General features: G+C 61.2%; 26 protein-coding genes and 1 pseudogene. 14 read left to right on the top strand and 13 right to left on the bottom strand.

The genetic code is table 11. From position 1 onward, the window contains the following. Positions 1-10: 10 nt before the first annotated feature. The 12 genes from pcaG to J5Y06_RS22535 all read right to left on the bottom strand — a co-directional run bounded on the left by pcaG (position 11) and on the right by J5Y06_RS22535 (position 11,648). The gene (gene pcaG / locus J5Y06_RS22590; protein ID WP_209337475.1) at positions 11-637 is read right to left on the bottom strand and encodes a protocatechuate 3,4-dioxygenase subunit alpha; all 627 of its coding nucleotides are present in this window, start codon (positions 635-637) and stop codon (positions 11-13) included. Continuing rightward, positions 637-1,359 (bottom strand): protocatechuate 3,4-dioxygenase subunit beta, encoded by a 723-nt coding sequence (pcaH, locus tag J5Y06_RS22585; RefSeq protein WP_209337474.1) that lies wholly within the window; start codon positions 1,357-1,359, stop codon positions 637-639. Before pcaH ends, pcaG begins: the two co-directional genes overlap by 1 nt. Next, entirely contained in the window at positions 1,356-2,546 is a 1,191-nt protein-coding gene (gene pcaDC / locus J5Y06_RS22580; RefSeq protein ID WP_209337473.1) for a bifunctional 3-oxoadipate enol-lactonase/4-carboxymuconolactone decarboxylase PcaDC, read from the bottom strand. Before pcaDC ends, pcaH begins: the two co-directional genes overlap by 4 nt. A gap of 392 nt (positions 2,547-2,938) precedes the next feature. After that, positions 2,939-3,955: an amidohydrolase family protein gene (locus tag J5Y06_RS22575; protein ID WP_209337472.1), complete on the bottom strand. Its 1,017-nt coding sequence runs from the start codon at positions 3,953-3,955 to the stop codon at positions 2,939-2,941. Between the two features lie 3 nt (positions 3,956-3,958). Beyond that, the gene (locus tag J5Y06_RS22570; protein ID WP_209337471.1) at positions 3,959-4,780 is read right to left on the bottom strand and encodes an alpha/beta fold hydrolase; all 822 of its coding nucleotides are present in this window, start codon (positions 4,778-4,780) and stop codon (positions 3,959-3,961) included. After that, positions 4,773-5,102: an antibiotic biosynthesis monooxygenase family protein gene (locus tag J5Y06_RS22565; RefSeq protein WP_280819747.1), complete on the bottom strand. Its 330-nt coding sequence runs from the start codon at positions 5,100-5,102 to the stop codon at positions 4,773-4,775. Before J5Y06_RS22565 ends, J5Y06_RS22570 begins: the two co-directional genes overlap by 8 nt. A 4-nt stretch (positions 5,103-5,106) precedes the next feature. Further along, the gene (locus J5Y06_RS22560) at positions 5,107-5,697 is read right to left on the bottom strand and encodes an NADPH-dependent FMN reductase (RefSeq protein ID WP_209337469.1); all 591 of its coding nucleotides are present in this window, start codon (positions 5,695-5,697) and stop codon (positions 5,107-5,109) included. A 79-nt stretch (positions 5,698-5,776) separates the two neighbouring features. Then, entirely contained in the window at positions 5,777-6,787 is a 1,011-nt protein-coding gene (locus J5Y06_RS22555; protein WP_209337468.1) for an ABC transporter substrate-binding protein, read from the bottom strand. Beyond that, entirely contained in the window at positions 6,784-7,812 is a 1,029-nt protein-coding gene (locus J5Y06_RS23220) for an NADPH:quinone reductase (protein ID WP_280819756.1), read from the bottom strand. The genes J5Y06_RS22555 and J5Y06_RS23220 overlap by 4 nt, the downstream gene beginning before the upstream one ends. A 4-nt stretch (positions 7,813-7,816) precedes the next feature. Continuing rightward, a complete protein-coding gene (locus tag J5Y06_RS22545) occupies positions 7,817-8,860 on the bottom strand; it encodes an LLM class flavin-dependent oxidoreductase (protein WP_209337466.1) in 1,044 nt (347 codons plus the stop codon). 11 nt (positions 8,861-8,871) lie between these two features. Beyond that, the gene (locus J5Y06_RS22540) at positions 8,872-9,969 is read right to left on the bottom strand and encodes an ABC transporter ATP-binding protein (protein ID WP_209337465.1); all 1,098 of its coding nucleotides are present in this window, start codon (positions 9,967-9,969) and stop codon (positions 8,872-8,874) included. Next, a complete protein-coding gene (locus tag J5Y06_RS22535; protein WP_209337464.1) occupies positions 9,966-11,648 on the bottom strand; it encodes an ABC transporter permease in 1,683 nt (560 codons plus the stop codon). Before J5Y06_RS22535 ends, J5Y06_RS22540 begins: the two co-directional genes overlap by 4 nt. Before the next feature lie 210 nt (positions 11,649-11,858). On the opposite strand from J5Y06_RS22535, the gene J5Y06_RS22530 reads away from it, so the two are divergent. After that, positions 11,859-12,890, top strand: coding sequence for a helix-turn-helix transcriptional regulator (locus tag J5Y06_RS22530; RefSeq protein ID WP_209337463.1), 1,032 nt, complete (start codon positions 11,859-11,861; stop codon positions 12,888-12,890). Between the two features lie 83 nt (positions 12,891-12,973). Here J5Y06_RS22530 and J5Y06_RS22525 read toward each other — a convergent pair whose 3' ends face one another. Beyond that, a complete protein-coding gene (locus J5Y06_RS22525) occupies positions 12,974-13,327 on the bottom strand; it encodes a hypothetical protein (RefSeq protein ID WP_209337462.1) in 354 nt (117 codons plus the stop codon). 403 nt (positions 13,328-13,730) lie between these two features. Here J5Y06_RS22525 and J5Y06_RS22520 point away from each other — a divergent pair, with 403 nt between their 5' ends. From J5Y06_RS22520 to J5Y06_RS22465, 13 genes and pseudogenes are all read left to right on the top strand, one after another. Further along, positions 13,731-14,009 carry a hypothetical protein gene (locus J5Y06_RS22520; protein ID WP_209337461.1) on the top strand — a complete coding sequence of 93 codons (279 nt, stop codon included), beginning with the start codon at positions 13,731-13,733 and terminating at the stop codon, positions 14,007-14,009. 298 nt (positions 14,010-14,307) lie between these two features. Beyond that, positions 14,308-14,496, top strand: a complete 189-nt coding sequence (locus tag J5Y06_RS22515; protein WP_209337460.1) for a hypothetical protein — start codon at positions 14,308-14,310, stop codon at positions 14,494-14,496. Positions 14,497-14,940: 444 nt separating this feature from the next. After that, on the top strand, positions 14,941-15,069 hold the full coding sequence (locus J5Y06_RS23390; RefSeq protein ID WP_280819741.1) for a hypothetical protein: 129 nt from the start codon (positions 14,941-14,943) through the stop codon (positions 15,067-15,069). Positions 15,070-15,287: 218 nt separating this feature from the next. Then, complete coding sequence (locus J5Y06_RS22510) at positions 15,288-15,767, top strand: hypothetical protein (RefSeq protein ID WP_209337459.1); 480 nt, start codon at positions 15,288-15,290, stop codon at positions 15,765-15,767. 219 nt (positions 15,768-15,986) lie between these two features. Then, complete coding sequence (locus tag J5Y06_RS22505; RefSeq protein WP_209337458.1) at positions 15,987-16,286, top strand: hypothetical protein; 300 nt, start codon at positions 15,987-15,989, stop codon at positions 16,284-16,286. Positions 16,287-17,072: 786 nt separating this feature from the next. Beyond that, positions 17,073-17,942 carry a FadR/GntR family transcriptional regulator gene (locus J5Y06_RS22500; RefSeq protein ID WP_209337457.1) on the top strand — a complete coding sequence of 290 codons (870 nt, stop codon included), beginning with the start codon at positions 17,073-17,075 and terminating at the stop codon, positions 17,940-17,942. Continuing rightward, positions 17,935-18,768, top strand: coding sequence for an ABC transporter ATP-binding protein (locus tag J5Y06_RS22495; protein WP_209337456.1), 834 nt, complete (start codon positions 17,935-17,937; stop codon positions 18,766-18,768). The genes J5Y06_RS22500 and J5Y06_RS22495 overlap by 8 nt, the downstream gene beginning before the upstream one ends. After that, the gene (locus tag J5Y06_RS22490) at positions 18,765-19,649 is read left to right on the top strand and encodes a branched-chain amino acid ABC transporter permease (protein WP_209337455.1); all 885 of its coding nucleotides are present in this window, start codon (positions 18,765-18,767) and stop codon (positions 19,647-19,649) included. The genes J5Y06_RS22495 and J5Y06_RS22490 overlap by 4 nt, the downstream gene beginning before the upstream one ends. Beyond that, complete coding sequence (locus tag J5Y06_RS22485; protein WP_209337454.1) at positions 19,649-20,692, top strand: branched-chain amino acid ABC transporter permease; 1,044 nt, start codon at positions 19,649-19,651, stop codon at positions 20,690-20,692. The genes J5Y06_RS22490 and J5Y06_RS22485 overlap by 1 nt, the downstream gene beginning before the upstream one ends. Before the next feature lie 20 nt (positions 20,693-20,712). Next, a complete protein-coding gene (locus tag J5Y06_RS22480) occupies positions 20,713-21,888 on the top strand; it encodes an ABC transporter substrate-binding protein (RefSeq protein ID WP_209337453.1) in 1,176 nt (391 codons plus the stop codon). Between the two features lie 5 nt (positions 21,889-21,893). Next, positions 21,894-22,703: an ABC transporter ATP-binding protein gene (locus J5Y06_RS22475; protein ID WP_209337452.1), complete on the top strand. Its 810-nt coding sequence runs from the start codon at positions 21,894-21,896 to the stop codon at positions 22,701-22,703. 11 nt (positions 22,704-22,714) lie between these two features. Next, entirely contained in the window at positions 22,715-24,523 is a 1,809-nt protein-coding gene (locus tag J5Y06_RS22470) for an AMP-dependent synthetase/ligase (protein ID WP_209337451.1), read from the top strand. Positions 24,524-24,854: 331 nt separating this feature from the next. Then, positions 24,855-25,565, top strand: a pseudogene (locus J5Y06_RS22465) (IS3 family transposase); the annotation flags it as partial. Positions 25,566-25,688: the final 123 nt, after the last annotated feature.

Raw genomic sequence — 25,688 nt, 5'->3', positions numbered from 1 at the left:
AGCGCGGCAATCACATGTCGAGGAAGACGGTTTCGTTTGCGCCCTGGATCCGGATATCGAACGTGAACACCGGCATGCCGTCGCGCTCACTTCGCCGGGCGACCAGCGTTTCGCGCCGTGCCGGCTCTGGGATGCGCAGAAGCAGCGGGTCCTTGGCGTTGGCTTCTGCTTCGTCGGCAAAATACAAACGCGTGTGGAGGCCAGTGTTGATGCCTCGCGCCACGATCCACACCGTGATATGTGGCGCCTGCATTCGGCCATCCGGATAAGGCACTTGCCCCGGCCTCACCGTTTCGAAGCGAAAGGAGCCGTCCGCTTCTGCCACCGGTTGGCGCGCCCAGCCGACGAAGTTCGGATCAAACCTGCCGCGCGTTTCAGCCGGAGAGTTGTGCAGGCCTTCCGCATCGGCTTGCCAGATTTCAATCAGTGCATCACGCACCGGCGCACCGGCGCCGTCCGTGACAATGCCTTCGATCAGGATGCGCTCGCCCTGGGTCTCTGGCCCGACCAGAACGAGCCCCAGGTCTTCCTTCCAAACGCCGGTGATTTCGACCCAGTTCGGATTGGTGCCGATGTGGACGTACGGACCAGCGGTTTGGGACGGCGATTCCTTCAGGTAGTCGAGGCGCTGCACCATCAGTTCCCTTCCGGCCGGTTTTCGAACAGCGTCGACCGGCGGCCGCGCAACACGATGTCGAACTTGTAGGCGAGGCTATCCATCGGGATCGTGGCGTTGCGGTCAAGCCCCGCAACCAGGCGCTCCACAGCGGCGCGGTCAGGGATCGTCATCACGATCGGGCATTGCCAGATCATCGGGTCGCCTTCGAAATACATCTGGGTGATCAAGCGCTGCGCAAACGCGTTGCCGAATACCGAAAAGTGGATGTGGGCCGGCCGCCAGTCATTGACGCCGTTGGGCCAGGGATAAGCACCCGGCTTCACGGTCCGGAACTCGTAGCGGCCTTCGGCGTCCGTGATGGCGCGACCGCAGCCGCCGAAATTGGGATCCAGCGCGGCGAGGTAGCTTTCCTTCTTGTGGCGATAGCGACCGCCGGCATTGGCCTGCCAGAATTCCACAAGCGCACCCGGCACCGGGCGGTTCGTTTCGTCCAGGACCCGACCATAAACGACGATGCGCTGGCCGATCGCTTCCGCGCCATCCTTGGCGAAGTTGCGGATCAGGTCATTGTCGAGGGGCCCAAGAATGTCGTGGCCGAACACGGGACCGGTTTCTTCCGACAAGGTCGTGGGAAGCGACAGGAGCGCATGGCGCGGCGAGCGCAGCACGGACGTCTTGTAGGTGGGCGTGAGCGCCGGCGGATGCCAGTCGCGGTCACGCTGGAAATAGGAGTTGCTCATTGCGGTTGTTTCTCCTCCCGCATCTCGATCAGCGTCTTCTTGGCGATCTTGATCGCGTGGTTGGCGGCGGGAACGCCGGCATAAACGGCCACATGCATCAGCGCTTCGGCGATGTCCTCCTCGCTCGCGCCCGTGTTGCGGGTTGCACGCACGTGCATGGCCACTTCATCCTCCTGCCCGAGAGCAGCAAGCAGGGCGATCGTGATCATCGAGCGCTCGCGAAGCGACAAATGCGGGTTCGACCATACCGTACCCCAGGCGCCTTCCGTGATGAAGCGCTGAAACGCGGCATCAAACGGCGTGGCAGAACCGCTTGCGCGGTTCACATGGGCATCGCCCAACACGCGCCGGCGCACGGCCATACCCGCGTCGAAGCGTGACGCCGCTTGCGCCTTCTCCCAATTAGCAGCTTCGACATGCTCAGCAATGAGGCTGGCGACTTGCTGCGGCTGTTCCAAGCAGGGCAGATGGCCCGCGCCCGGTATCAGGATAAAGCGGGCGCCCGGAATGCGCTCGCCCGTGGCGCGCACGAGATCCGGTGGCGTCGGCTTGTCGTCGTCACCGCACAAGACGAGGGTCGGAGCCGTGATGCGGCCGACATCGAGGGTCAGATCCGCGTCGCGCAAGGCAGCGCAGCAACCGCGATAGCCTTCCGTCGATGTGGCTTCCAGCATGGAGCGCCAGCCGGTATAGGCAGTCGGTTGCGCCTCGCGGAAGTCGCTCGTCAGCCAGCGGCTCACCACGGCCTCGCTGATGGACTGCATCCCGCCAGCCTCAACAGCCGCAATGCGCTCGTTCCAACTGTCGGCGCTGCCGATCTTCGCAGCCGTATCCATCAGAACGAGCGCTTCGACGCGCTCCGGCGCCTGCAGCGCGATCTGCTGCGCGATCAGGCCGCCGATGCTCAAGCTGACCACGCTCGTGCTTTTCCAGCCAAGCGCATCCAGAACGCCCAGTACGTCATCGGCCAGCTGCCGAACCGTGTAAGGGCCGGCCACGGCCTCGCTCAACCCGTGACCACGCTTATTTACAAAGAGGAGCTCGAAACGGTGGCGCAGCCGATCCTCCACCTCTTCCCAGATCCGGAAGTCCGATCCGAGCGAGTTCAAAAAGACCAGACGCGGCCGCCCCGCGGTTCCGGTCACGCGGCAATGGATGACGGTGTTGCTCACCTTTACGAAGGTCATGGACTGAACTTCCTCCTGGATCTCCTGTCTGCGGGCTCGCCATCCAAGCAAAGCCCGGTCCTAGCCAGAGGATCCGACAGGAAGATGAGAGTGCCCGCTCGACAGAGGTCAGGCTCCCTGCAGCTGGTTGAGGCGAGGCGCAGATGCTGCTTCTGAACCCCAATGCGGTGCTCGGCGCCTTCGGAGTAGCAGGATCCGGCAGGCCCTCCAGCGAGCCAGAAACCTCTCTACATGCTTTTTAGGCGATGATGTTGTCGATCACTCCGGCAAGCCATTCTTTCTTGAGATCTGATGAGAGGTTTGAATCTGGGTAGGATTGTAGCGGCGTGGTAGTTTGCGATCCTCGCAAGTCTAATGGCAGCCACCGGGGGACACCGGCAGCTGTCAGGAAGTTAGCACCGCCCGATTTTGAGGAGGCTCTCCGCGTTGCGGAAGCAGATCTTTTCGCGGTCCTCGTTTGATAGTTCAAGGGACTGAAGCACAGCTATAGTGTCCCTGATGTAGCCCGGGCCTTTCTCCGGATCGAATGGGCTATCAGAGGCGAAAAGGACACGGTCCGCACCATAGAAGTCCAACCCGCAAATGGTGGCTGATCGCGATCCAAAAACGGCCGTATCAGCGTAAAAGTCCTTGAAATAGTCTAGCGGTCGCTTCTTGAGCTGTGCCAACAAGCCCTTGTAGTCCTCATCCGATGTCCGGTTACCCAGCTGATCCCAACCAGGCCCCACCCGTCCTTCGAAATACGGCACCATGGCTCCCATATGGTGCGCCAGAACCTTGAGGTCCGGCAACTTGTCCAGCATTCGAGAGAAGACAAGCCGCGCCATCGCTGCGGAAGTTTCGTAGGGCCAGCCGAAAGTCCACCAGATCTCATATTTTGATTTCGTCTCGCTTAGATAGTCCGGCATGTTCGCCGCGCGAGAAGGGTGCAGGAACACAGGACGGCCGTGCCTGGCCGCCGTCTCGAACACTCCGTAGAAGGCCTCATCGTCAAGCGGACGACCGTTGACGTTGGTGTGGAGCTGGAGACCGTTAGCGCCATTGGCGAAGGCTCGCTCGGCCTCACGCGCGGCATGTTGGGAGTTCATCGGAAGCGAAGCCAAGTAGCCCACAAACCTGTCCGGGTAGCGATCAACCAAGTCAGCGAGCCCGTCATTGCCGAGCTTCGCTAGTTCCTCAGTTTCCTGTGGCTCGCCAAGGCTCTCGAGAGGCGGCATGCCCAGCGACAGCACCTGAACATAGTTAAAGTCGGCGAAACGATCCACACATGCTAGCCGCGCCTCAAGGTCGTAGATGGTCGGAATGCCCCGCATGCGCATACCGATGTCCCGGGCCGTGCCGGTGGAGGCCAGCATCCGATTCCACAAGCGATCGGGGAAAAAATGATTGAAGGAATCGATGTAGCGCACGTGTCAAGCTCCTTTTATAAACTCGATGACAATCCGGTTGAATTCCTCCGGTCGATCAATCTGAGGGCAATGCCCTGCGCCTTCGATGTACTGAAGCGTTGATCCCTCTATCTGGCTGTGAAGCCAAGGCCAGAACTCCGGGGGTCTAAGGGGATCATCACGGCCAACCGCCAAAAGTGTTGGCACACGAATGGCCCTGTAGTCGGCCTCCCGCCCGCCCCGCACTGCGAAAGGCGCGCGAAAGCGGGCGGCAGCGGTACACTCCCAGGCACCGGGCCTTCGAGCACTTTCCTGACGACGATCCACATAATGGGGATCAGCCCTGAGGTCCTCGCGGCGGACGATGACGCGGGTGAGCCTCTCCATATGCTCGCGAGTGCCATCATACCCGGAAAGGATCTGCTGATTTTGATCGTCGTCAGGCGGAATCCGACCACCGCCGTTCACAGCGATCAGACGGTCGATCTGCCAGGCAGGCTCTCGCTGAGCCGCAACCGAAAGTAAAGTACCCGCCCCCATCGAGTTACCAGCGAAATTGGCGCGGCCAACGCCCTTTTCCTTCAGGAACTCAGCAATGTGCTTGACACGCGCGCTCCACATGTCATCGAATGAGAACCATTTATCCGTCTGGCCAAAACCGAGCCAATCGGGGGCGAGCACGTGGAAATGCTCAGCTAGTTCCGAGATGTTAAATTCCCAGGTCAGCTCAGCGCAGCCGCCAAATTCGCCGCTATGCAGAAGAACGAGCGTTGGCCCGGACCCGGCCTCGAGGTAGTGGGTCCGGAAAGCGCCAACATCGATGAATTTGCTCGCCACGTCAGTCATGGGTAACCCCCTCAAGAATGCTGGCGTCCAGCCCCGCAGCGCTCACGATCTGGCAGAGGGACACTGTAGTGGTGCCGACGGTGAAGGGCCGAATAGCGCTTGCGAAGCGCTCTTGAAAATCAGCAGATCCTTCCCAGGCGGCTACATCTTCTATGCTGTCCCAGAAGCTCAGCACAAAGAACGTGTCGGGATCGTTGACGTCCTGAACAAGCATCCGCCCGCGGCTGCCCGGTTGTCGTTCGCGTGACAGTGCGAGGTGATTGTCACGGATCGACCGAAACCCACCGGATGTCGTCTTTCCCCAAAAAATGCGTAAGTACATAAGATCAACCTCCCAAAGCCGCTGCCTGCCGCTCCGGCGCGGAACGCATCGCTAGGAACTCGACCACTTGCCGACCGATGGCTTCGAGTTGCAGCTTCACGGACATGTCGGTGCATGAACCGTCAGCAGCGAAAACCGGGCCGGCAGTGTTGATCGCGACTCCAAGCGGCGTCGGCCAGCCACGGAGTGCGTGAGTAATCGAGCGAAGTGTCGCTAACGTCTGCACTGCTCCCTGCCAGCCTGCTGCGCACGCGATGAGCCCCACGGGCATGCCATCGAAGTAGGTCCGATCCGGCCCCTTGATGTCTTCGACGTAGTCAAGGGCGTTCTTGACCAAGCCCGATATCGAGCCGTGGTAGGAAGGCGACGCGATGATGATGCCGTCTGCCTGACGGAGCGCTTCGATCAGATCGCAGCTCGCGACCGACCGCTCCGCGTTTGGCGAGTACATCGGCATCATGAGCGTCGCACCCGTAAAGGCGGTCGTTTTGGCACCAAGGCGCTCAGCAGCCACGAGGCTCAGGCGAAGAGCTTTCTCTGTTGACGAGCCGGGACGATCCGTCCCGCCAATGCCGACAATACGAATTGGGCTCATGACGACCTCTTGGTTGCCGGCTGGGACGCCGGTGGTTGGCAGGACCGGCACCGCGGACGCGGTGCCGGCAGGCTGCTTGCTATTTGGCGGAAAGGATCTTGGAGTACTCAGCATCAATGTCCCGGTAGGTCGCCAGCTGATCCAGCGGCCATTCGACCAGTCTTTTATCCGCAGACACCCTTTGCGCCTGCGTGCCCGGAACAAGTGGATTGCCCCGGCCCGTCGCGGTCTCGTAGACCATCGCGCCCTCTGCAGACGTTAGCCAAGCTGCCAGCACCTGCGCACCTTCAACGTTACGCCCGGACTTGATGACAGCCGCCCAGATAGTGTTGATCGGTATGGGATCGAGGAAGATTATCTCGACAGGCGCACCGGCCGCGATTGCAGGCAGTGAGGTGTGGTAGAAACCGATGCCGACGTCGATCTCGCCGGCGGCCAACTGCTGGGCGACCATGTTGGGCGACTGGTACAGGAATGGGTTGAGCTGAACGAGCTTCTCTAGCAGAGACTTCACCTGATCCCGTCCAAGATCAACCGCGAGTGTCGAGAAGCCTGGCGCACGGACCCAGGTCCCGATGCGGCCGCTCCATTCCGGGTCGGTGAACTCTTCCCAGGTCGTAGGCGCCTTGTCGGCAGTCACCGCTACGCTGTTTCGCAGGCCAATGAACATTGATGCCGCAACGGCAGCGGCATAAGGTTTTGGCGTCAGGGCAACATCAATTCCCAGAGCCCGCCAATCCACTTCGGCAAGAAGGCTCCGCTCAAGCAGCGGACCCAGCTGCTGGGCCCCCGTCGTGATGAAGCTCGCGGTCGGATTTCCGGTCTGCGATTCCTGTATAATTTTGGACGCAATGGTGTTGCCGGCCGTGTCCTGGACGAACTCGACCTTGATGTCTGGATACTTGGCGTTGAACGCAGAGATTACCTTGCCGATCTGGGCGGGCGTACCACTTTCGTACCAAAGAACGGGTTCCTTGCCTGCGGCGGCGGACGCAAGGTCTGCAAGAGCGTCGGCCTGCGCCGGCCCTCCACTATGTAGGCAGGCGCCGACAAGCGACGTTACCGTCAAGATGGCTCTCAAGGCTTTCATGTTGTCTCCTCCGGGACGTTAGCTTCACTTAGCGAGAGGACTACGCGGCCCTCGTGTTCCTCATTCTCGACGAGCTCGTGGGCAAGGACGATCTGCTCCAAGGGCAGACGAGTGATTGTGCCATGCTTAAGTTTAGCGGCAATGTCCGTCACAGCTTGTGCCGCCGCGGCGATGCGCGCTGGGGCCGCGCGGTAGAGGTAGACGAATCGAACCGTGACGGACTGCTGCAAGAACCACCTTGCAGGGATTCCCGTGGTGTCGGCTGTGTCGGTACCGTAGACGATTGCCGTTGCCCTGGTTGCCATGAAGCGCGGGTAATCTCTCACATTCGCAGCGAAGAGGGCTTCGATTACCGCGTCGACCCCGCGTCCACTGGTCAACTCCCGTACCCGATCAGGCCAGTTTGTTTCAGTGCGGAGCAACGTTTCGTCGGCACCGATGGTCCTCGCCTCAGCCGCGCGACGGCTTGAACCCGTGACCACCAGAACTTTGTAACCGCGGAGCTTCGCGAACTGTATTGCGTAAGCTGCAACGGCTCCCCGCCCTTGCACGAGCACAGTCGATCCTTCGGGACCGTTAAAACTATCAACGCACAACCAAGCCGTGAGCGCAGGAACCCCCAACAGGGCGCCGGTTTCGTCTGAAATCTCTGCCGGCAAAGGCATGGCGAGATCGTCTGGAAGCACCATGCGCCGCGCGGCCGTTCCGAACGAACGTTGCCATTGCCCGAAACGCACCCACACTCGGTCTCCGGGTGAGAAACGCGACCCGTGTCCCACAGCCTCCACAACACCGCTGCCATCCTGATGCGGCACGACGCGGGGCCAGGCCATCGCACGTGTTGCCCCTGCCCGCGCCTTCACGTCTGAAGGATTGACGCCGGAACATGTCATACGAACCAGGATTTCTCCTGGACCGGGGTCCGGAACAGGGACAAGACCCAACTCCAGAACCTCATTCGCGGGGCCTTGCGCCGCATAATATGCTGCCTGCGTGGATCTCGGGACTGTAGCGACGGAGAGCATTTTCTCAGCCATCGGTTCCGTAGCGTGCAAGGCCGTCTTCGCCCTGGAGCCGGGGCATGACCTGGTTCGCTAAGAGCTTTATCGAAGTTGTGATTTCTTCATGCGACATGTCGCCAAGTGCCAGGTACATCAAGCAGTAGTTCGCACCCGCCCTAGACATCTGGTCCGCGAGGAAGTCGGCGACGGTTGCAGGGCTTCCGGCAATGCCCCGACCGATCTTGACAAGCTCCGCAAAGCTATTTTCACGCCCGCTAACCTTATTTTCGGCGCCATGTCTGGCAGTGACGAAGCGAAAACTCTTGAGGAAGTTCTGGTAGGCGCGATCTGCAACTGCTTCGGCCTCCCGGTCTGTCGGTGCAACGATCACGGCACGATGGAGGCCGATCATCCGGGTGGAACGGGACGTACCGCTCTTATCGAGCGCTTCCCGAAATGATCCGATGTAACGCGCGGAGTTTTCAACGGCTTGATTGCAGACGATGTTGTAGCCAAGGTCCGCGCTTTTCTGCGCGCTTTCTATCGAATGCACGCCGTACCAGACAGGTGGCATAGGCCGCTGCAGGGGGAACAACGCTATGGGAATATCTCGAAACTGGAAGTACTTCCCGTTGTGGTCGAGATGGCTCGTGGTCAGTCCTTCCCGCACAATTTTTAGGGCTTCGCTATAGTGATCGACAGCATCGTCGGGATCGAGGCCGAAGTAACTCAACTCGAACGGGACTGAACCGCGCCCGAACCCGATGTCGAGCCTGCCGTTGCTCAAATGGTCGAGCATGCAGATCTCCTCAATCAATCTAAGAGGATGATGCATGGGCAGTGTGTAGACCAGAGTCCCCAGTCGGATGTTGTCAGTGCGCTGTGCGGCGGAAGCCAGGAAGATGCTCGGGGATGCGGCGCCACCCAAGGGAGTGCAGTGGTGTTCGGTGACGTGAAACCCGTAGAAGCCAGCGCGGTCCAATCGTTCGACCATGCGCAGCCGTTCCTCATAGTGGGCCGATAGGTCGGTTTTTCCGCCGAAGTCGAGGTGGTCGAGTACACCAAAGTGCATGTATAGCTCCCTTAGGATTCCAGGAGGATGATGTTGCTTGGATCGAAGCTCACGGTGACTTCGTCTCCAGGCGCGAATTTGCGATCGTTGCGAGCGACGGCTGCAAAAAGGACGCCGCCTGCATCAAGCTCAAGATCAATGGTGCTGCCGGTGAATTGCGCGCGCACTACCCTTGCCGGTATGCCGCCGGGAATCTGTGCACCGGGGACAGCTACCGTCAGATGCTCGGGGCGCGCGGCCATCCAGGCGACGTTCTTGACACGAGTGTCGGCGAGCGCTTCCACCACACCGATCCTGGTCCTGAGCTGTAGCGTGCCGCTCCCCTGTTCCAAGCCGTCGATGGGCAAAATCAGAGCCTGCCCTAGGAACTGAGCCGTGAACTTCTTTCGTGGACGCAGGTACAGGGTCTCGGGATTGCCCATCTCGACGATGTTGCCCTTGTCCATCACCGCGATTCTGTCAGACATCGCGAGGGCTTCTGCCTGATCGTGGGTTACGAACACGGCGGTGGTTCCCGACCTACGCTGGAGGTCGCGTATTTCACCGCGCATCTGCTCTCTCAGCTTGGCATCCAAGTTAGATAGTGGCTCGTCCAGCAGGATCATCCGGGGATTGCTGACCAGAGCCCTCGCAAGCGCAACGCGCTGCTGTTGGCCGCCGGAAAGAAGCGTTGCGCTGCGCTGCCCCTCACCTGCAAGTCCCACCATCCCCAACGCTTCATCAACCCGTCGTCGGCGGTCCGGAGGGTCAACCCGCATACGACGCAATGGAAAGGCGACGTTTTCGGCCACCGTCATGTGAGGCCAGATGGCGTAAGACTGGAAAACCATGGCCAACCGCCTGCGGTTGGGAGCAAGCTGCACCTTGCGACTCGACGAGTAGACAGTCTCACCGCCGATCGTGATTTCGCCGGAGGTGGGCGTTTCCAGCCCCGCTACTGATCTCAACGTACTGGTCTTTCCGCAGCCCGACGGACCCAGTAGGGTAAAGAGCTCGCCCGGCTCAACCGTAAAGCTCACGCCGTTGAGGACGGGCATGTCGATGTCGCCGACGCGGTAGGACAGGGTGATGTCGTTGACCCGCAACATTTCTTCGGAAGGCATGTTCATTTCCGGAACCTGAGTGTGGCGGCTGCCCAGGCCAAGACGGCTAGCAAGACCACGGCAAAGAGTGAGATCCCGACGGCCGCCGCCTTGTTGGGCTCGCCTGAGGACCAGTACCCAAAAAGGGTCGTGGTCAGTGTGGCGTTGCCGACGCTTTGGAGCATCAATGCTTGAGTGAGCTCGCGAATGCTGTGCGAAAAGACCCAGAACCAGGTTGCGACCAGTGCCGGTGCGGCAAGTGGGACAATGATTGCCCGAACCGCATTCGCGCGGTCGGAGCCTGCGACGAGTGCCGCTTCCTCAAGCTCAGGATGCATCTGCGAGAGGACGCTGTTGATGCTACGAACTCCGAACGAGAGGTAATTTGTTGTGTGAGCAATTACGATGATCCAGATGGTCCCGTAAATTCCGAGGAAGCCCAGGGCGAGATACAGGTAGATCAACGCTGTACCGAGGATGATACCCGGGATGGCGAGGGGAATAAGTGTGAATACATCAAGAATGCGCCGCACTATGCCGGGAAGCTGCGACCGGGAGATCGCCCACGAACACGCAAAGGCGATTACTAATACACCAAAGGACGTCACACCCGCGATGACGAAGGAATTGACCATCGCCCGTACAATGTGTGCGTCGCCGAAGATCTGCGCGTAGTTCTGCAGCGAGAGGTTTGTGAGCGCCGCAGCGCTAGGTCGCATCATGAAGGGTTGGAGACTGGCCAGCACGACCATCAGTATTGGCAGACAGATGCAGACGAAGAGATAGACGGATCCCAGCAGGGCGACAGGTAGCCGCCACGCGCCCAAGGCGGTGCGGCGGTGCCGGAAAGACTTGCCCGTTACGGTGACGTAGCGGCTCGAGCCGCGAATGATCTTCTGATAAATATAAGCGGCGATGAGAAGCGCCAGGATGAACATCATCGCGATCGCGCTGATGGCACCATAATCCGGGAGCCCGTTAGGGCTTTCATGAGCAAGGCTGTAGATTCGGCTGGAGAGCACCCAGATTCTGGACGGCATGCCGAGGATGCCCGGTACGTCAAAGACAACGAAACTCACGATCGTCAGAAAAATGGTTGCTCCTAGCAGCGCGGGAGCGAGGAGCGGAAGGGTCACCTTGCGAAATACTTCCAGGCTGCCGGCCCCCGACATCCGCGCCGCCTCTTCCATGTTCGGATCGAGATTTCGGAAGGCAGGTCCAAGCAGGAGAAAGGCTGACGGCGCGAGCGCAATGCCCTCGACGAAGATCATCCCTGTTATGGAGTAGATGTTGAAGGGCGTGAAACCCGGCCCAAAGACCTGCGCGCCGATCGCGTTCAGGAGTCCGGAGCGTGGGCTGAGCAGAATGGTCCAGCCCATTGCCAGCAAGAATGGCGGCACAGCCATCTGGGCGATGAAGGCGCCCCGAAAAAAGCCCGCGAGCGGAACATCGGTGCGTTCAATCATCCAGGCAAAGAGCGCCCCTACGATGAGGCCAACGAAGGTCGACCCTAAAGCGAAACGAGCGGTCGTCCAAGCCAGGCTCCAGATTTCAGAGTTGAAATACACTCGACGCACATTATCGAGTGTAAGACCTGGATCGAGCAGGAGTCCCGATGGCCTGAATGCCCCCAACAGCACAGCTCCTAGAGGAAGCACGACCAACCAGCCGACGACGATCAGCAGGACCGCACCGAAGACCGACACCCCGGAGATGGTGAGGGTTCTATGGGACCTATGAGTGTCTGTTGCCACAGTATCGCTGCCGTGTTTGAGCTTGACCTTTGGTATGCATGCCGCAGGCCAGCGTCTGCCTCACGGGTGCATTTCATTTGCACGAGAGTGCACCTCGGTTGCGTTCGCAGTTGGTTCGTCGCACATTGCGACACCGCCACGTGATCAGGGAGGATGACGCGGTTGACGACAACAGATGCTCTGCAGCAACTTTGCGCGACTTACGACTCCGCCGTGCCGGCTGAGGATAGCCGCGGCGACATGGGCTTGGATAGGATACGCAACGTCGTCTCATCACTTACGGACGGCCGATGCGGCGTATACGCGCCCTCCAGCGGCTGCGTCACCTTGCAGGGCAAGGCTTTAAGCATCGGCCAGAGCGCACTTCACATGCTGAAGTGGCGGACATCGGATGAGGTCGAGACCGTCACGCGCCGCACGCAGCGGGATCGCATCTCCATATATGTGCCCCTCCGCGGCATGTTTCGTGCCCGGCACGAGGGATTTTCCTTTGAAGTGAAGCCCGGGCAATTCTTGATGGCAAGCAGATCCGGCGAACTCAGCCGTTCCTGGGACTGCGACGCTGACATCCTGAACGTCATTTTCGGCAGCGCCAGCGTCAATGCTTATCTCCAGAGGCGCTGCGGAAGTGCCGACTTTACTGCGCTCAAGGTTGCGCCCGTTGTGGTGGAAGCCCTTGACGAGCACGCAACGTTCTTCCGGCTGCTCAACACGACGATCGCTGATAAAACTGCCAGCATCTCGAAGCTTGACGGTGAGGTTTCTACAGACTTCGAACGTGTCCTCATCGACTTAGCTATAGGCGCGTCCACCTTATCGGCCCCTTCTGCACGTAAAGCCGCGTCACTGCCTGCCTTCATGCATCGAGCCATGCACTTGATCGACGTTTCCTACATGTACCCGCTGACAATAGTAGAGATTATAAAATATGCCGGCACGAGTCGACGGTCTCTGTATAACGGTTTCGCCAAGCATCTAGGCACCGCTCCGCTGCGCTACCTTGTCGAACGTCGTCTTGAGGCTGCACATCGACTGTTATCCAACCCAATACCTGGGACCACAATCACCCAGGTAGCCCACGATGTGGGCTACTCAAGCCACAGCCACTTCTCCCGAGATTACCGCCGCTCTTTCGCGCAGAGCCCCCGCGAGACATTACAGATCGCAGGTAGAAACGCTGGCGCTCCGGCCTAATCGCAATGACCGCGGGGCTGGCTGCAACATTTAAGAGCCGTCGGCAGAAAAAAGCGGAGGCCGCGCGATGCCGGCCTCCGCAGTCATGAAGGGCGTCCGAACTTCACCGCCTCGACTCCGCGCCGGAACGGAGATCCGTCATACGCGACCTCGGGGCGCATGGCCTCGTCGTCGGGGATGAAGAAGACGGAGGGCGCCCAATACGTCATCGGCCCCACGGGGACGTTGAGCGGGACGATCGTGGTCTTCACCGCGTAGAGGGCATAGCCTCCACGGCGGTTCGCGTCCGCATCGCTGCAGGGACGCTCGGACAGCTGCACCGAGCCGTTCCGGAAGCGGAACCGCAGGTAGTCGAACTCGCCGCCTGCCGGGCGCGGTTCGGCGGCGCAGCTGTTGAACAAGTCGGCGATGAGCTTGGCAAGGTCGTTCTGGTTCATTGAAAAATTCCCACAGGTTCGCGAGCCGTGGGGTCCCGTCAGGATACCGCACAGCGATAGAAGTCAGGAGCCGCGAAGCCGGATGGCCGCGCAGCGGGTGAAGGGTGGGCATCGCGCCCTACGAGGTCTTTGGGAGGTTTCGCGGTCAAGTCCGGCGGCGAGTCGCTACACCGGGGCGCGGTGTCGATAGCAGCATCCCGCCCAGGAGATCCAGATCTCTGGCCGGACTTGTGAAAACGTCGTTAACGGCACGTTCCGCGGAATTCGGAGCGATTTGCGGGGCCGCTGAGTGCCCTCGCGTGGTTCGCCCGGTGTCTTGGTATACTGGAAAAAGGAGGCAATCGGTGGAAGGCCACCCTCCCGCGCTTGTCTGTCGGCAACCAGATGCGGCAGGCTGCCGGAGATGGCACACACAGATTCCGACGGAGAGAACGCGCGGGCCTTCCTGGACAGCCTGCGAAGGGGCGACCTGTCAGCCCTCCTCCTGCACGCCCACATTCAGCTTAGCAAGGTCAAGGGCCGCGACGGCGAGATGAACACGGTCGTTGCAGTCTATACCCCGGAGCCGTTCGCGGAGGCCCTGTCCAACCTTCCGGTACATGACCGCAAGCGTATCGCGCAGGCTGCCCTAAGCAGGCGCAACGAGCAGGACCCGGCTTCGAATATCCACGTGGTGCCATAGGGAGATCCAGTGGAGGGCTCAGCTACAATCCTTCCCGAGTTGATCATCCACCGTGAAATGATGGTCGGGGTTTCGGAAGGCAGGCAGAGGATTCAGGAAGTCAACGAGTTCTATACGGCGCGCCAGTTCCGCCTCGCCCAGGCTTGTGCAGCCGCAGGCATCCAAATACGAGAACCCGCACGAAGACCTATGGGCCTTCTATCACCACTGGAGAAACGAGAACATGGCCCAGTGGGCGGACCGGCGAACTTACGTAAGCCGCCTGTTCGCCGGGCCCGTTTCGGCAGCCGTGGGGCGGGTGCACAGGCCGACTCCCGTCGAGGAGCGGGAGGTAACCGGGTGGGAGCGGGTTGACGGTGCGCTGAAGACGGCGCGGGCCAGATACGACGGCGCCGCAGTAGAGGAGGAATGGCAGGAGGTCGGCCTCCTGTGCCGCAAGGTTCTGATCTCCCTGGGACTCGCCGTTTACGACCCGGCCGGCGGCTGACCCCTGGCGCCCGCTCGCCTGCCGCGCGCAAGCCGCTCTCGACGAAGTACCCGGACCTCTCCAATCCAGGGCCCTTCGTCGTTTTTGCGGACGCTGCGCTCAAGGATTCGAGGTTCACCGCATGCCCTCCGGAGGATTCAAAAAGATCCCCAAGGGCACGGAGAACAAGCACTGAAGGGTTCGCCCGTAGTCAGGGTTGACAATACTGGCACAAATCCTTGGCGCCAACACAATGTTGAAGGACTCGCTCCTGCCGATCGGCAGAATTGTCGATCCGGTCAGGCCGCATTCTCAATTGTTGACAAGTCCTCACTTCTTGATTCAGTTGCCACAAAACCTGGAGCGATGGTCGTTTTCTTCGAAACACCTCTTGTGCGTGGGCGATCCAGACCACAATATTTCCTTACGGACAGCGGCAACAGGGTCCGAGAGGAGAGAGAGACGATGACAAACAAGGTCGGGAAGGTGCAGGGCGAAGAGTACATCCTGACGCACGTGGGGCAGCCGACATTGAACGGCTGCAGGTGCAAACAGTACGAGGTGCGCCGGGAGCTGGAGGGACAGAACGCGTAATACCAGGGCGCCGACGTCTGCATCTGGGTCGGCCGCAGCGCGGCCGAGCACCTCGAGTGGTGGCTCGACAGGTCAGACGAGCGCCTGTTCGCAGAGGGGAGCAAGAGCCGCAGGGGCGGCGCCTACGCAGCCTGAGGGGAACGGCCGGTAGCGATCCATCCCCTAGGGCCTCCAGCGGCCTTGCGGTGGCGGCAGCTAGGAAAAAACGGAGCAGCGAAATGCAGCAGATAACGGTCCTCGTGGATTTCGAGACCGGCGCGATCTTCGGGGCGGGCGGCACGCTCGAGGAGGCTCAGGCCGAGGCCGACCGGAGGGCGGGCGACGGGGCCCGCGATTGGGAGCCAACGACACGGAGGGAATGGATCATGAGCGAGAGCGGACACGTCTACGCGGAAGTTTCCGTTCCCGAGGGACGCGAGTGGTCCCGGCACGACGGCGAAGCCGCACTGGAGCAGGGCGAGGTCCGCGGTTACTGGATGGCCGCCGAGGCCGACGACCTTCTGGCCGTCGCCGCACCTCGCAGGTTCATGGACATGAAGCCGCCTTCCTGGACGGACCTGCTGCCGATCCTGCTCGCGAGCTACGAGAACGGGGGCAAAGGGGGCCGCGCCGCGTCAATAGAAAACCTGCTGAAGATGGCCGACCTGGCCGACCGCTACGTCTCTGCGGTGCAAGAGGGCAGGATAAGGGAGACCTGACGGGAAAGCCGGGATCGTTCCCGACTGCCCCTTCCCGAGGTCTCCCGCGGGCGTTCCGGCCGCGGGAGCCATGCAGGAGAGAGGCTGTTCGCACAGATCAAGAGCCACCGAGCGGACCGGGCGTCTTCGCATAAAGATTGGCAGCCGCCCCGGTTCGCATTCGCGAGGCATGGACATCCGGAGATCGACCTCGACTTCGACACCTGCGGTCCGGCGGTCGTGGACCAGACCCCGCTTCCGGATCCTGCCGTCGCGGTGGCTCGGCTCGCAAAGGAGGAGTACCTCGCGAACGTGGACAACAACCCCTGGTTCTCGGGGTACGATCCGGGGCCGCGGGCGGATCGGATCTATCACGAAGCGCTCCGGGCCAAGCGCGCCCGCCTGGCCCACGAGCCGCAGCGCCCGCCGCTCCAGCGCGAAGTCCGGCGTTACGCGAAGGAAATCGGCTTCAGGGTCATCGTGAACGCGCTCGGGCTGCGCGCGGGGAGAGCCCAGCGCAGGCGAAGAGGGCAGTCCTGAGACCCATGGAGTCCGTGAGCAACGGCGTCCTAACCTCGTACGAGTGGCTGCCGATCCATGGCCTCTCGACGGCAGAAGTCTTCGCGAGGATCCGCGACGCGGGCCAGGAGCCGCACTGGGCGTACGCGGCTGGCAACGAGCGACTCAGCTGCGTCTTCTGCATCATGGGGTCGAAGGGCGATCTCGCGAACGGCGGCCGCCACTTCCCTGCCCTTCTCGCGAGTACCGGGCGCTGGAGGAAAGGACGGGCTACACGATGCACATGAGCCGGAAGCCGCTGGCGGAACTGGCAGCGGGGTCTAGTCCGCATGCAGCAGCCGCCTGACTGCAGCCAGCTTAGGGCGGCAGTCAGCGCCAGCGTCCGCCAGCCTGTTCATGAAGAGCGCGGCGTCGCTCGACAGCTTCCAGGCCTCCGCGGCGGACGTGAGCCACACATTCAGGAGTGCTTCCGGAACTTCGATCCGCGCTCTACGATCTCGGTGACGAGCTGCGGCTCGGGCTGTCCCAACCAGGCTCCCACATCGCTGAGGGTGGAAGCGAGGTCCCACCGATCCCGTTTTCGTTGAAGATGGACAACGTGAGCGCATAGGCCACTAGAAGAGAGGCGAGCATGGAGGGGTTCATCAAAACGGCCAACATAGCAGTCACTCCAGAGGCTCAGGGCCGAAACGCCTACCATATGAGGCGCAACTCCGTCCTCTCAGAGCCAGGGCCAGCAGGGCTTGACGTGAGCCTGTCCACCTGATCCAAGATGTCCGACAAACGGACTTGTGGGAGGGGCCGGGGGTGAGGAACAGCGTATCCGCGCGTTACGATCGTATCACCGTTTCGTCGGCCTATCAGAAGGTCGCCGAAGCGATCGAGCAGCAGATCATCGGCGGAACATTGCGCCCGGGCGACGAAGTCGGGACGGAAGCCGAGCTCGTGCAGCAGTTCGGGGTAAATCGCTCTACGGTGCGCGAAGGCATTCGCGTGCTGGAACAAAGCGGCCTTGTCCGCCGCGAAGCAAACCGCAAGCTCTTTGTTTGCGCTCCTCGCTACCGGAACCTGTTGAGCCGCATGACTCGTGCGATGGTGCTCCAGGAAGTCACGTTCCGCGAACTCTTCGAGACTGCGGTCGTCCTCGAGACGGGAGCAGCGGAAGCAGCCGCCCTGCGCGCGAACCCCGGCGACCTGCAGGACCTCGAAGGCAACCTCGCTGAGGCGGAAGCAGTTGCGCACGATCCGGCCAAGCTCGCGGAGGTTGACAGCCGCTTCCATGCCCTGGTGGCTCGGATCGCAGGCAACCGCGTATTGGAACTTGCCCGCGAGCCTGGCGCGCTGCTGTTCTTCCCTACGTCGGAGTTGGTTTGCCGCAAGGTACCGGAAGGCGCTGGACGCATGCTTCAGGCACACCGCTACATCATAGCCGCGATACGGGCCGGCAACGCAGACGAGGCACGGTTGTGGATGCGCCGCCATGTGGTGGATTGGAAGCGCGGCTTCGAGCGGGCTGGGCACAGCATGGACGAGGCAGTGGAAAGCCTGGTTGCTGGGCGCTCACCATCCGGCGAGACCGGGAGGGAACCAAGCACCCGCCGTGAACTCGGAGAGGATTCGCTGCGGTTAGACAACGAAGGCGCGTTCGATGCACATCGCGGAGCAGCCAATGAATGAAGCACCACGCGAAGCCGGAAGGCTGGAGGTTCAGGGTCTGTCGCTTTCCTTCGGCGGCTTAAAGGCGCTGCGAGACGTCTCCTTCGCCGTGGAAGCTGGATCGATCACTGCCTTGATCGGCCCCAACGGCGCTGGCAAGACCTCCATGTTCAACTGCATCTCCGGCTTCTACCGTCCGCAACAGGGACGCATCCTGTTCGACGGTGAGAATGTCACCGCCCGTCATGCGCCAGCGCGGGCGAAGCTAGGCTTCGCACGCACCTTCCAGAACATCGCGCTTTTTCGTGGCATGACTGTGCTCGACAACATCAAGCTCGGACGCCATGCCCACATGAAGTCGAACGCTCTTCAGGCGCTGGCCTACTGGGGAGCAGCTAGGCGGGAAGAGATCGCCCTTCGCGAGGAGATCGAGAAACGCATCATCGATTTTCTCGAGATCAACCACATCCGCCATATGCCCGTGGGGTCGCTTCCCTACGGACTGCAGAAGCGGGTGGAACTCGCCCGCGCGCTCGCCATGAAGCCACGTATCCTCCTGCTCGACGAACCCGTCGCGGGCATGAACCGCGAGGAGACCGAGGATATGGCGCGCTTCATCCTCGATGTGAAGGAGGAATGGGGCACGACAATCCTGATGGTGGAACATGACATGGGCATGGTCATGGACATTTCAGACCACGTCGTGGTGCTCAACTTCGGGCAGGTCATCGCCCAAGGGCTTCCTTCAGAAGTACAGGCGGATCCGAGGGTGGTGGAAGCCTATCTCGGCAGCGGTGATCCGGCCGCCCTGATGAAGCGCATCAATGAAACACAGGAAGCGGCATGAGCGACGAGCTGCTTTTCTTCACCGAAGTATCGCTGGCGGGACTAGGCTCGGGCGCGCTGCTTTCCATCACGGCGCTCGCCTTCGTGCTAATCTACAAGGCGACACGGGTCATCAACCTTGCGGTCAGCGAGATCCTGATGCTTGGCGGCTACCTGTTCTTCGCCGCAGCCGCAGGGTTCGGCCTGCCAGCATGGATCGCCATTCCCCTTGCGATCATCGGCGGCGGCATCGTCGGCGCGATCGTCGAACGCGGCGTGATCCGCCCGATGCTTGGCGAAAGCGCCATCTCCGTGTTCATGGTCACAGTGGGGCTGGGATCGGTGCTTGTCGGCCTGGCCGAACTTACATGGGGCACGGATCCACGCACGCTGCCGGAGTTCATGAGCAACACGCCGATCTTCCTTGGCGACGTTTACCTGTCGCCGAAGATAGCGATCGCCATGGCGGTCGCAGCGGTGGTGGTGCCGCTCTTCCTCTTGCTCTTCCGGTTCTGGCGCGGCGGCGTTGCCTTACGTGCGACTGCCACTGACCAGGCAGCCGCCTATTCCTGCGGCATCAACGTGCCGGGCGTATTTTCGCTCGCCTGGATCATCGGCTGCGCCACCGCGGCAGGTGCCGGAATCCTTCTCGGCGCAATCGGCGGCATTTCGCCCGCGATGGGCGTGTTCGGCCTGTCCGCGCTTGTCGTGGTAATCGTCGGCGGACTGGATTCCGTAGCCGGAGCGCTCATCGGCGGTCTCGTGATCGGCCTCGTGGAAGCGCTGGCCGGCACCTACTTGGGCGGCGAGTTCAAGATGGTCACGACGTTCGGGATCCTGATCGTCGCCCTAATGATCCGCCCTTACGGCCTCTTCGGCACAACCGAAATCGAGCGGCTCTGATGCGCATTGCAACGGCAAAACAAAGCTATTCGAGCGACGAAGCCCTTCTGCGCACGAACACGCAATGGGCCTGGATGGGCATTCTTGCGCTGGCCCTTCTGGCCGCACCTTTCCTGCTCGACGGCTACTGGCTCTATCTCGCCTGCCTCGTCACCATCAATGTGGCAAGCGCGACGGGACTCAACATCCTGACTGGGTTCACGGGCCTGGTCAGCCTCGGCCAAGCCGCTTTCATGGCAGTCGGCGCCTACACGGTGGCCGTCCTTCAACGGGACGTGGGCACGCCGTTCCTGTTCAACCTTTTAGCCGCCGGCGCTTTAACGGCAATCGTGGGGGTTCTGGTGGGCCTTCCTAGCCTCCGCGTTAAGGGGCTCTACCTCGCTATCGCGACCATCGCTGCCTCATTCATCCTCCATTTCGTCTTCGTGAACTGGCAAAGCCTGACCAACGGGCCGAGCGGAATCAGCCTTGAGCCCGCCACCTTTTTCGGCGCGCCGCTCACCAGCAATTTCCATCTTTACTGGGTCTTCGTCCCGATCACGGCGCTGATGGTGCTAGGCGCGGCTAACCTTTTTCGCACCCGCATCGGCCGTGCTTTCATCGCCATCCGCGACCGCGACATCTCGGCGGAAGTGCTCGGCATTCCACTCCTGCGCTACAAGCTCCTCTCGTTCGCGATCTCGTCTTTCTACGCGGGTATCGCAGGTGGTATGTGGGCCTACTTCTTCCGCGTGGTGACGCCCGAGAGCTTCCCCTTCATCACGTCGATCTTCTTTCTGGCCGCCATCATCGTCGGCGGAATGGGCACGATCCTGGGCGGCATCGTCGGGGCAGTGTTCATGACGCTAGTGCCCGAGCTGCTGCGCTTCCTCGTTGAGTGGGCGTCACCCTTCGTGCCGAATGCAGGCACACTTCTTTCCCCCGTCCGCACCGTCGTGTTCGGCGCGCTGATCGTGGGCTTTCTTGTTTTCGAGCCGCAGGGAATGGCCGAAATCATCCAGAGGATCAGGCGATTCTTCCACCTCTGGCCCTTCAGGAAATAGGTAACATCGGGAGGAAATTTATGATGTTGAATTGGACGAGACGGAAAATCCTGGCAAGTGCCGCCGCCATGACCCTGGCGCTCGGCGTTCCTGCCATAGCGCAAGACAATCAGGAGATCGTGATCGGCGGCTCGATCCCGCTGACTGGCGTATTCGGCTTCGCAGGCGTCGGCATCGAAGCGGGCATGCAGGACTACATCAAGATCCTGAACGAAGAGGGCGGCATCGACGGGCGCAAGGTTCGGCTGTCCTATGAGGACACGGGCTACAAGGTCGACACCTCGGTCGCCGTGTTCAACAAGCTAACCAGCCAGGACGAGATCCACCTCTACTACGGAGACTCGACGGGCTTCGCCAAGACCATCAACCCGGAGCTGGACCGTCGCGGCACCATGATCATGGCCGGCGCATCCTTCGCCTCCGAGCTGAATGATCCGGCGAAGTTCCCGGCCCAGTTCTTGGCCGGGCCGGACTACACGGAAATGGTGTCGATCCTGCTTGAGTTCATCGCCAAGGAGAAGCCGGGCGCCACCATCATGCTTGTGAACTCCGACACGGAGTTCGGACGCGATCCAATCGCAAAGACGAAGGAACGAGCGAGCGCGCTGGGCCTCGAAGTCGTGGGCGAGATCATCACGCCGCCGACAGCCGTGGACGTATCCACCGAAGTGCTGAAGCTGCGTCGGGCTCGGCCTGATTACGCGATCTTCCACGGCTACATCCTGGCGCCTCTCCCGGAGTTCATGAACCAGGCCAAGCAGCTCGGGCTTGAAACCAAGTTCATGGGCACGTTCTGGTCAATGGATTCGAGCATCTGGGCAGACGTCGGCGAAGCAGCCAATGGCTTCATGGGCGTGATGCCCTACCGCTACTATTACGACACCGAAGCCGCTCCGATGCTGGACAAGATCCGGGAAATGCGGCCGCAGTACCAATCCACAGCCTACACGCAGGGTTTCCTGACGGCGATGCTGTTGACCGAAGCCGCGAAGCGGACGCTTGCTGCCGGGCAAGAACTGAACGCGAAGAACCTGAAAGCCTCGCTCAACACGATCAAGGACTTCGATACCGGCGGCTTGATCGGCGTGCCGATCTCCATTCCGGGCAATTCGATCCCGGTCGGGCGGATCTACCAGTATGACGCTGCGGCCAAGCAGATGAAGCCGGCGTCCGACTGGATCAGCGTTCAGGAGTAGCCGGAATGACAGCGGAGCCCATTCTCGAAGTTAACAACATCGAGGTCGTCTATAACAAGACGGTGCAGGTGCTCCGCGGCCTCTCCCTTTCCGTCGAGCGGGGCAAGGTCGTGACCTTGCTTGGCTCCAACGGAGCGGGCAAGTCCACCACGCTGAAGGCGATCAGCAATCTCCTGACGCTGCAGAACGGCGCGCTGACCGCAGGCGACATCCGCTTCAACGGGGAAAGCATCGCTGCCGTCACTCCGCACGGGCTGGTTCGCAAGGGCCTGTTCCATGTCATGGAAGGACGGCGCATCTTCGAAGACCTGACGGTGGAGGAAAACCTCACCGCCGCCACCTTCGCCCTGTCCGGACGCGGCCTGAAGCCGATGCCGTTCGAGCGCGTCTACAACTACTTCCCGCGCCTGCGCGAGCGTCGGAACGGCCGCGCCGGGTATCTCTCCGGCGGGGAGCAACAGATGCTGGCGATCGGCCGCGCGCTGATCGCACAACCTTCGCTGATGCTCCTGGACGAACCGTCGCTCGGTCTCTCCCCTCTTCTCGTCGAAGAGATCTTCACCATCATCGCGCGCATCAACCGCGAGACCGGGGTGTCGATGCTCCTCGTCGAGCAGAACGCGGCTGTCGCCTTCGCGGTGGCTCACTATGGCTACATCATGGAAACGGGCAAGATCGTGCTCGACGGGCCAACCGAGCGGCTGATGTCGGACCAGGACGTCCGCGAGTTCTATCTCGGCATGAGCGGTGGCGAAGGCCACAAGAGCTACCGCGAAATCAAGCACTACAAGCGCCGCAAGCGCTGGCTTTCCTAGAGAACATTCCGATGAACGCCGCGAATCTCCCCCAGCTAACCTTGCCCCAGATGCTGCGCCAGAACGCCCAGCAGACGCCGGACGGCATTGCAATTCGGCAGAAGGATTTCGGAATCTGGAACCCAGTCACGTGGCGCGACTACTTCGAACGGGCCTGCGATGTGGGCCATGGCTTCAGCCAGCTAGGCCTGCCTGAGGGCGGGCACATCGCGGTGCTCTCGGAAAATCGTCTGGAATGGGTCCTGGCACAGCTCGGCGCGGGCACTGTCGGCGCAGTGACTATCGGCGTTTATCCGACCAGTCCGGCTAATGAGGTCGCCTACGTGCTCAACCACTCGCAGGCACGGATCGTCGTCTGCGAGGACCAGGAACAGGCCGACAAGGTACTGGAGGCGCGCGGCGAACTTCCGGACCTGCAACACATCGTCGTGGTGGAAACCAAAGGCTTGCGCGGCTATCCGGCCGAGCTTGTGGTCTCCTTCGAAGAACTGGAAGCAAGAGGACGCGAAGCGCGCCTGCGAGATCCCGGCGCAGTGGATGCGGTGCTTGGCCGACAGTCGATGTCGGATATCGCGCTGATGATTTACACGTCGGGCTCCACTGGAAAGCCCAAGGGCGCGATGCTGTCCTACCGCAACATTCGGGCTCAGGCGATTGCCGCGATCGACAAGCTCGGGCTGACGGCGCAGACGACCCACCTCTCTTACCTGCCGCTCTGCCATGTGGCGGAGCAGTTCTGCACCGTCATGACGCCCGTTTACCTCGGCTCGCAGATCAACTTCGGGGAATCGATCCGCACCGTCCAGGAAGACCTGCGCGAAGTCGCGCCCTCGATGTTCCTCGGCGTGCCCCGGATTTGGGAGAAACTCCACTCCTCGATCTACATCCGAATGCTTGAAGCAGGCGGGTATCGTCGGCGACTGTTCGATTGGGCCTACAGAACCTGTGAGCCGTTCGCCGAAAAGGCGCCAGGCGAGCGCAGCATGAGAGAAGGGCTTCTGTTCCGGCTGTGTTACCTGCTCGTTTTCCGCTCCTTGCAGAATTACGTCGGCCTGCGCCGAGCGCATGTTGCGATGACGGGAGCTGCGCCCATTTCCCCTACGATCGTTCGGTTCTTCCGCACCCTTGGCGTTCCGCTCGTGGAGGTGTATGGCGCGACCGAAACCAGCGGCATCGCGCTTGGCCAGACGATGGCGCGGCGCGAACCCGGTTCGGTCGGTTCGCCAATCGTCAATGCCGAGGCACGCATCGGCGACCACGGCGAGCTGCTGATCCGCGGCGACACGGTTTTTGCTGGCTACTACCGCAACGAGGAAGCGACCGCATCCGCCTTACGTGACGATTGGCTGCACACTGGCGACGTGGTGGATCAGCGTGATGGACAGTACCGGATCATCGACCGCCTGAAGGACATCATCATCACCGCCGGCGGCAAGAACCTCAGTCCTTCCGAGATCGAGAACACCGTCAAGGGCAGTCCGTACATCAAGGAATGCATCGTCATCGGTGAGGCTCGGAAATATGTCTCCGCGCTGATCCAGATCGACTACGAAACCGTCTCCAAATGGGCCGAAGATAAGGAGATCGCCTTCACGAACTTCCGCAGCCTGACGGAGAACTCCGCAGTACGCGATCTGATCGAGGGCGAGATCGCCGCCGCCAACAGCCAGCTTGCGCAGGTCTCGCAAGTGAAGCGCTTTCATCTCCTGACCAAGGAGCTGGATCATGATGATGACGAGGTCACGGCGACCATGAAAGTACGGCGCGCCAACGTTCAGCGCAAATATGCCGGAGAGATCGAGGCGCTTTACTCGCGCTAGGACGCCCAGCAGAGCCCTCGTGACATGCGCTCAAAAAGCCCAGGTTGTGTTGATCTCGAGACTGCCGTCTGCCGCGTCGCGGAGGCACACTAGATCGGATGCGAGAGCGGCGCCTCCTCCTCCAGCTGCGTAACCCTTCATCTCCGTCGAAATCAGCCCGCGTCACCCGAGATCCTAATGGAAGAAGGGCCGCTTCGCAGACCATTCATATAGCTGGGCCGCCGCCACGACTGCATGGCGGACACCGTCTGCAGGCTAGTGGCGGCGGTGACGTGAGCCCTTAGCTTTCCTCCAAGAATGAGTAGAGTCCGTCCATTGATGGAGACGGACGATGAAGGCTTCGCGGTTCAGCGAGGAACAGATCATTGGCATGATCAAGGAGCAGGAGGCAGGGATGCTGACTGCAGATGTTTGCCGCAAGCACGGCGTCAGCAGCGCCACGTTCTACAAGTACAAGGCCAAGTTTGGTGGCATGGAGGTCAGCGAGGCTCGCCGGCTCAAAGTTCTTGAAGACGAGAATGCCCGGCTGAAGAAGCTGTTGGCGGAGGCGATGCTGGACAATGCCATGCTGAAGGATCTCAGCACAAAAAATGGTAACGCCCGCCGTCAGGCGAGAAGCCGTGGCTTGCCTCTGCGAGAGCTTTGCGGTGAGCCAGCGTCGGGCGTGTTCCGTTCTCGGGGTTGACCGAACGTCGGTACGCTACCTGAGCCCGCGACCTGATGATCAGGCGGTTCGAGAGCGGCTGCGCGAACTGGCGGCCCTGCGCCGTCGGTTCGGCTATCGCCGGCTGCATGTTCTGTTGGAGCGGGAAGGGATTGTGCTCAACCGTAAGAAGCTACGGCGTATCTATGCCGAGGAACGGTTGCAGGTTCGTCGTCGCGGCGGCCGTAAGAGAGCCTTGGGAACACGGGCCCCGATGGTCATGCCTTCAGGTCCGAACCAACGCTGGTCTTGGACTTTGTCAGCGATGCGCTGACCGATGGTCGGCGCTTCCGCATTCTTTTCATCGTTGATGACTTCACCCGAGAATGCCTTTGCCTATGACGTTGCCCCCGTGGATGCCTTCGGTTTGAACTGGACTCCGTCGACAGGAGACGGAGATGAAGAGAAGCCGGTTCACGGAAGACCAGATCATCGGTGTGCTGAAGGAGCACCAGGCGGGAA

The sequence above is a fragment of the Tianweitania sediminis genome (genome assembly GCF_017813335.1).
In the GTDB taxonomy this organism is placed as follows: domain Bacteria; phylum Pseudomonadota; class Alphaproteobacteria; order Rhizobiales; family Rhizobiaceae; genus Tianweitania; species Tianweitania sediminis.
Note: the sequence above shows the minus strand (reverse complement) of the source record. Positions and strands in the feature narration are given on the sequence as shown.

Bases quoted from the DNA above. Each gene is read 5' to 3' on its own strand.
- J5Y06_RS22555 (WP_209337468.1), bottom strand. From the start codon at position 6,787: ATGAAAGCCTTGAGAGCCATCTTGACGGTAACGTCGCTTGTCGGCGCC.
- J5Y06_RS23220 (WP_280819756.1), bottom strand. From the start codon at position 7,812: ATGCTCTCCGTCGCTACAGTCCCGAGATCCACGCAGGCAGCATATTAT.
- J5Y06_RS22560 (WP_209337469.1), bottom strand. From the start codon at position 5,697: ATGAGCCCAATTCGTATTGTCGGCATTGGCGGGACGGATCGTCCCGGC.
- J5Y06_RS22545 (WP_209337466.1), bottom strand. From the start codon at position 8,860: ATGCACTTTGGTGTACTCGACCACCTCGACTTCGGCGGAAAAACCGAC.
- J5Y06_RS22480 (WP_209337453.1), top strand. From the start codon at position 20,713: ATGATGTTGAATTGGACGAGACGGAAAATCCTGGCAAGTGCCGCCGCC.
- pcaH (WP_209337474.1), bottom strand. From the start codon at position 1,359: ATGAGCAACTCCTATTTCCAGCGTGACCGCGACTGGCATCCGCCGGCG.
- J5Y06_RS22490 (WP_209337455.1), top strand. From the start codon at position 18,765: ATGAGCGACGAGCTGCTTTTCTTCACCGAAGTATCGCTGGCGGGACTA.
- J5Y06_RS22470 (WP_209337451.1), top strand. From the start codon at position 22,715: ATGAACGCCGCGAATCTCCCCCAGCTAACCTTGCCCCAGATGCTGCGC.
- J5Y06_RS22520 (WP_209337461.1), top strand. From the start codon at position 13,731: ATGGCACACACAGATTCCGACGGAGAGAACGCGCGGGCCTTCCTGGAC.
- pcaDC (WP_209337473.1), bottom strand. From the start codon at position 2,546: ATGACCTTCGTAAAGGTGAGCAACACCGTCATCCATTGCCGCGTGACC.
- J5Y06_RS23390 (WP_280819741.1), top strand. From the start codon at position 14,941: ATGACAAACAAGGTCGGGAAGGTGCAGGGCGAAGAGTACATCCTGACG.
- J5Y06_RS22475 (WP_209337452.1), top strand. From the start codon at position 21,894: ATGACAGCGGAGCCCATTCTCGAAGTTAACAACATCGAGGTCGTCTAT.
- J5Y06_RS22485 (WP_209337454.1), top strand. From the start codon at position 19,649: ATGCGCATTGCAACGGCAAAACAAAGCTATTCGAGCGACGAAGCCCTT.
- J5Y06_RS22540 (WP_209337465.1), bottom strand. From the start codon at position 9,969: ATGAACATGCCTTCCGAAGAAATGTTGCGGGTCAACGACATCACCCTG.
- pcaG (WP_209337475.1), bottom strand. From the start codon at position 637: ATGGTGCAGCGCCTCGACTACCTGAAGGAATCGCCGTCCCAAACCGCT.
- J5Y06_RS22495 (WP_209337456.1), top strand. From the start codon at position 17,935: ATGAATGAAGCACCACGCGAAGCCGGAAGGCTGGAGGTTCAGGGTCTG.
- J5Y06_RS22510 (WP_209337459.1), top strand. From the start codon at position 15,288: ATGCAGCAGATAACGGTCCTCGTGGATTTCGAGACCGGCGCGATCTTC.
- J5Y06_RS22565 (WP_280819747.1), bottom strand. From the start codon at position 5,102: ATGTACTTACGCATTTTTTGGGGAAAGACGACATCCGGTGGGTTTCGG.
- J5Y06_RS22570 (WP_209337471.1), bottom strand. From the start codon at position 4,780: ATGACTGACGTGGCGAGCAAATTCATCGATGTTGGCGCTTTCCGGACC.
- J5Y06_RS22525 (WP_209337462.1), bottom strand. From the start codon at position 13,327: ATGAACCAGAACGACCTTGCCAAGCTCATCGCCGACTTGTTCAACAGC.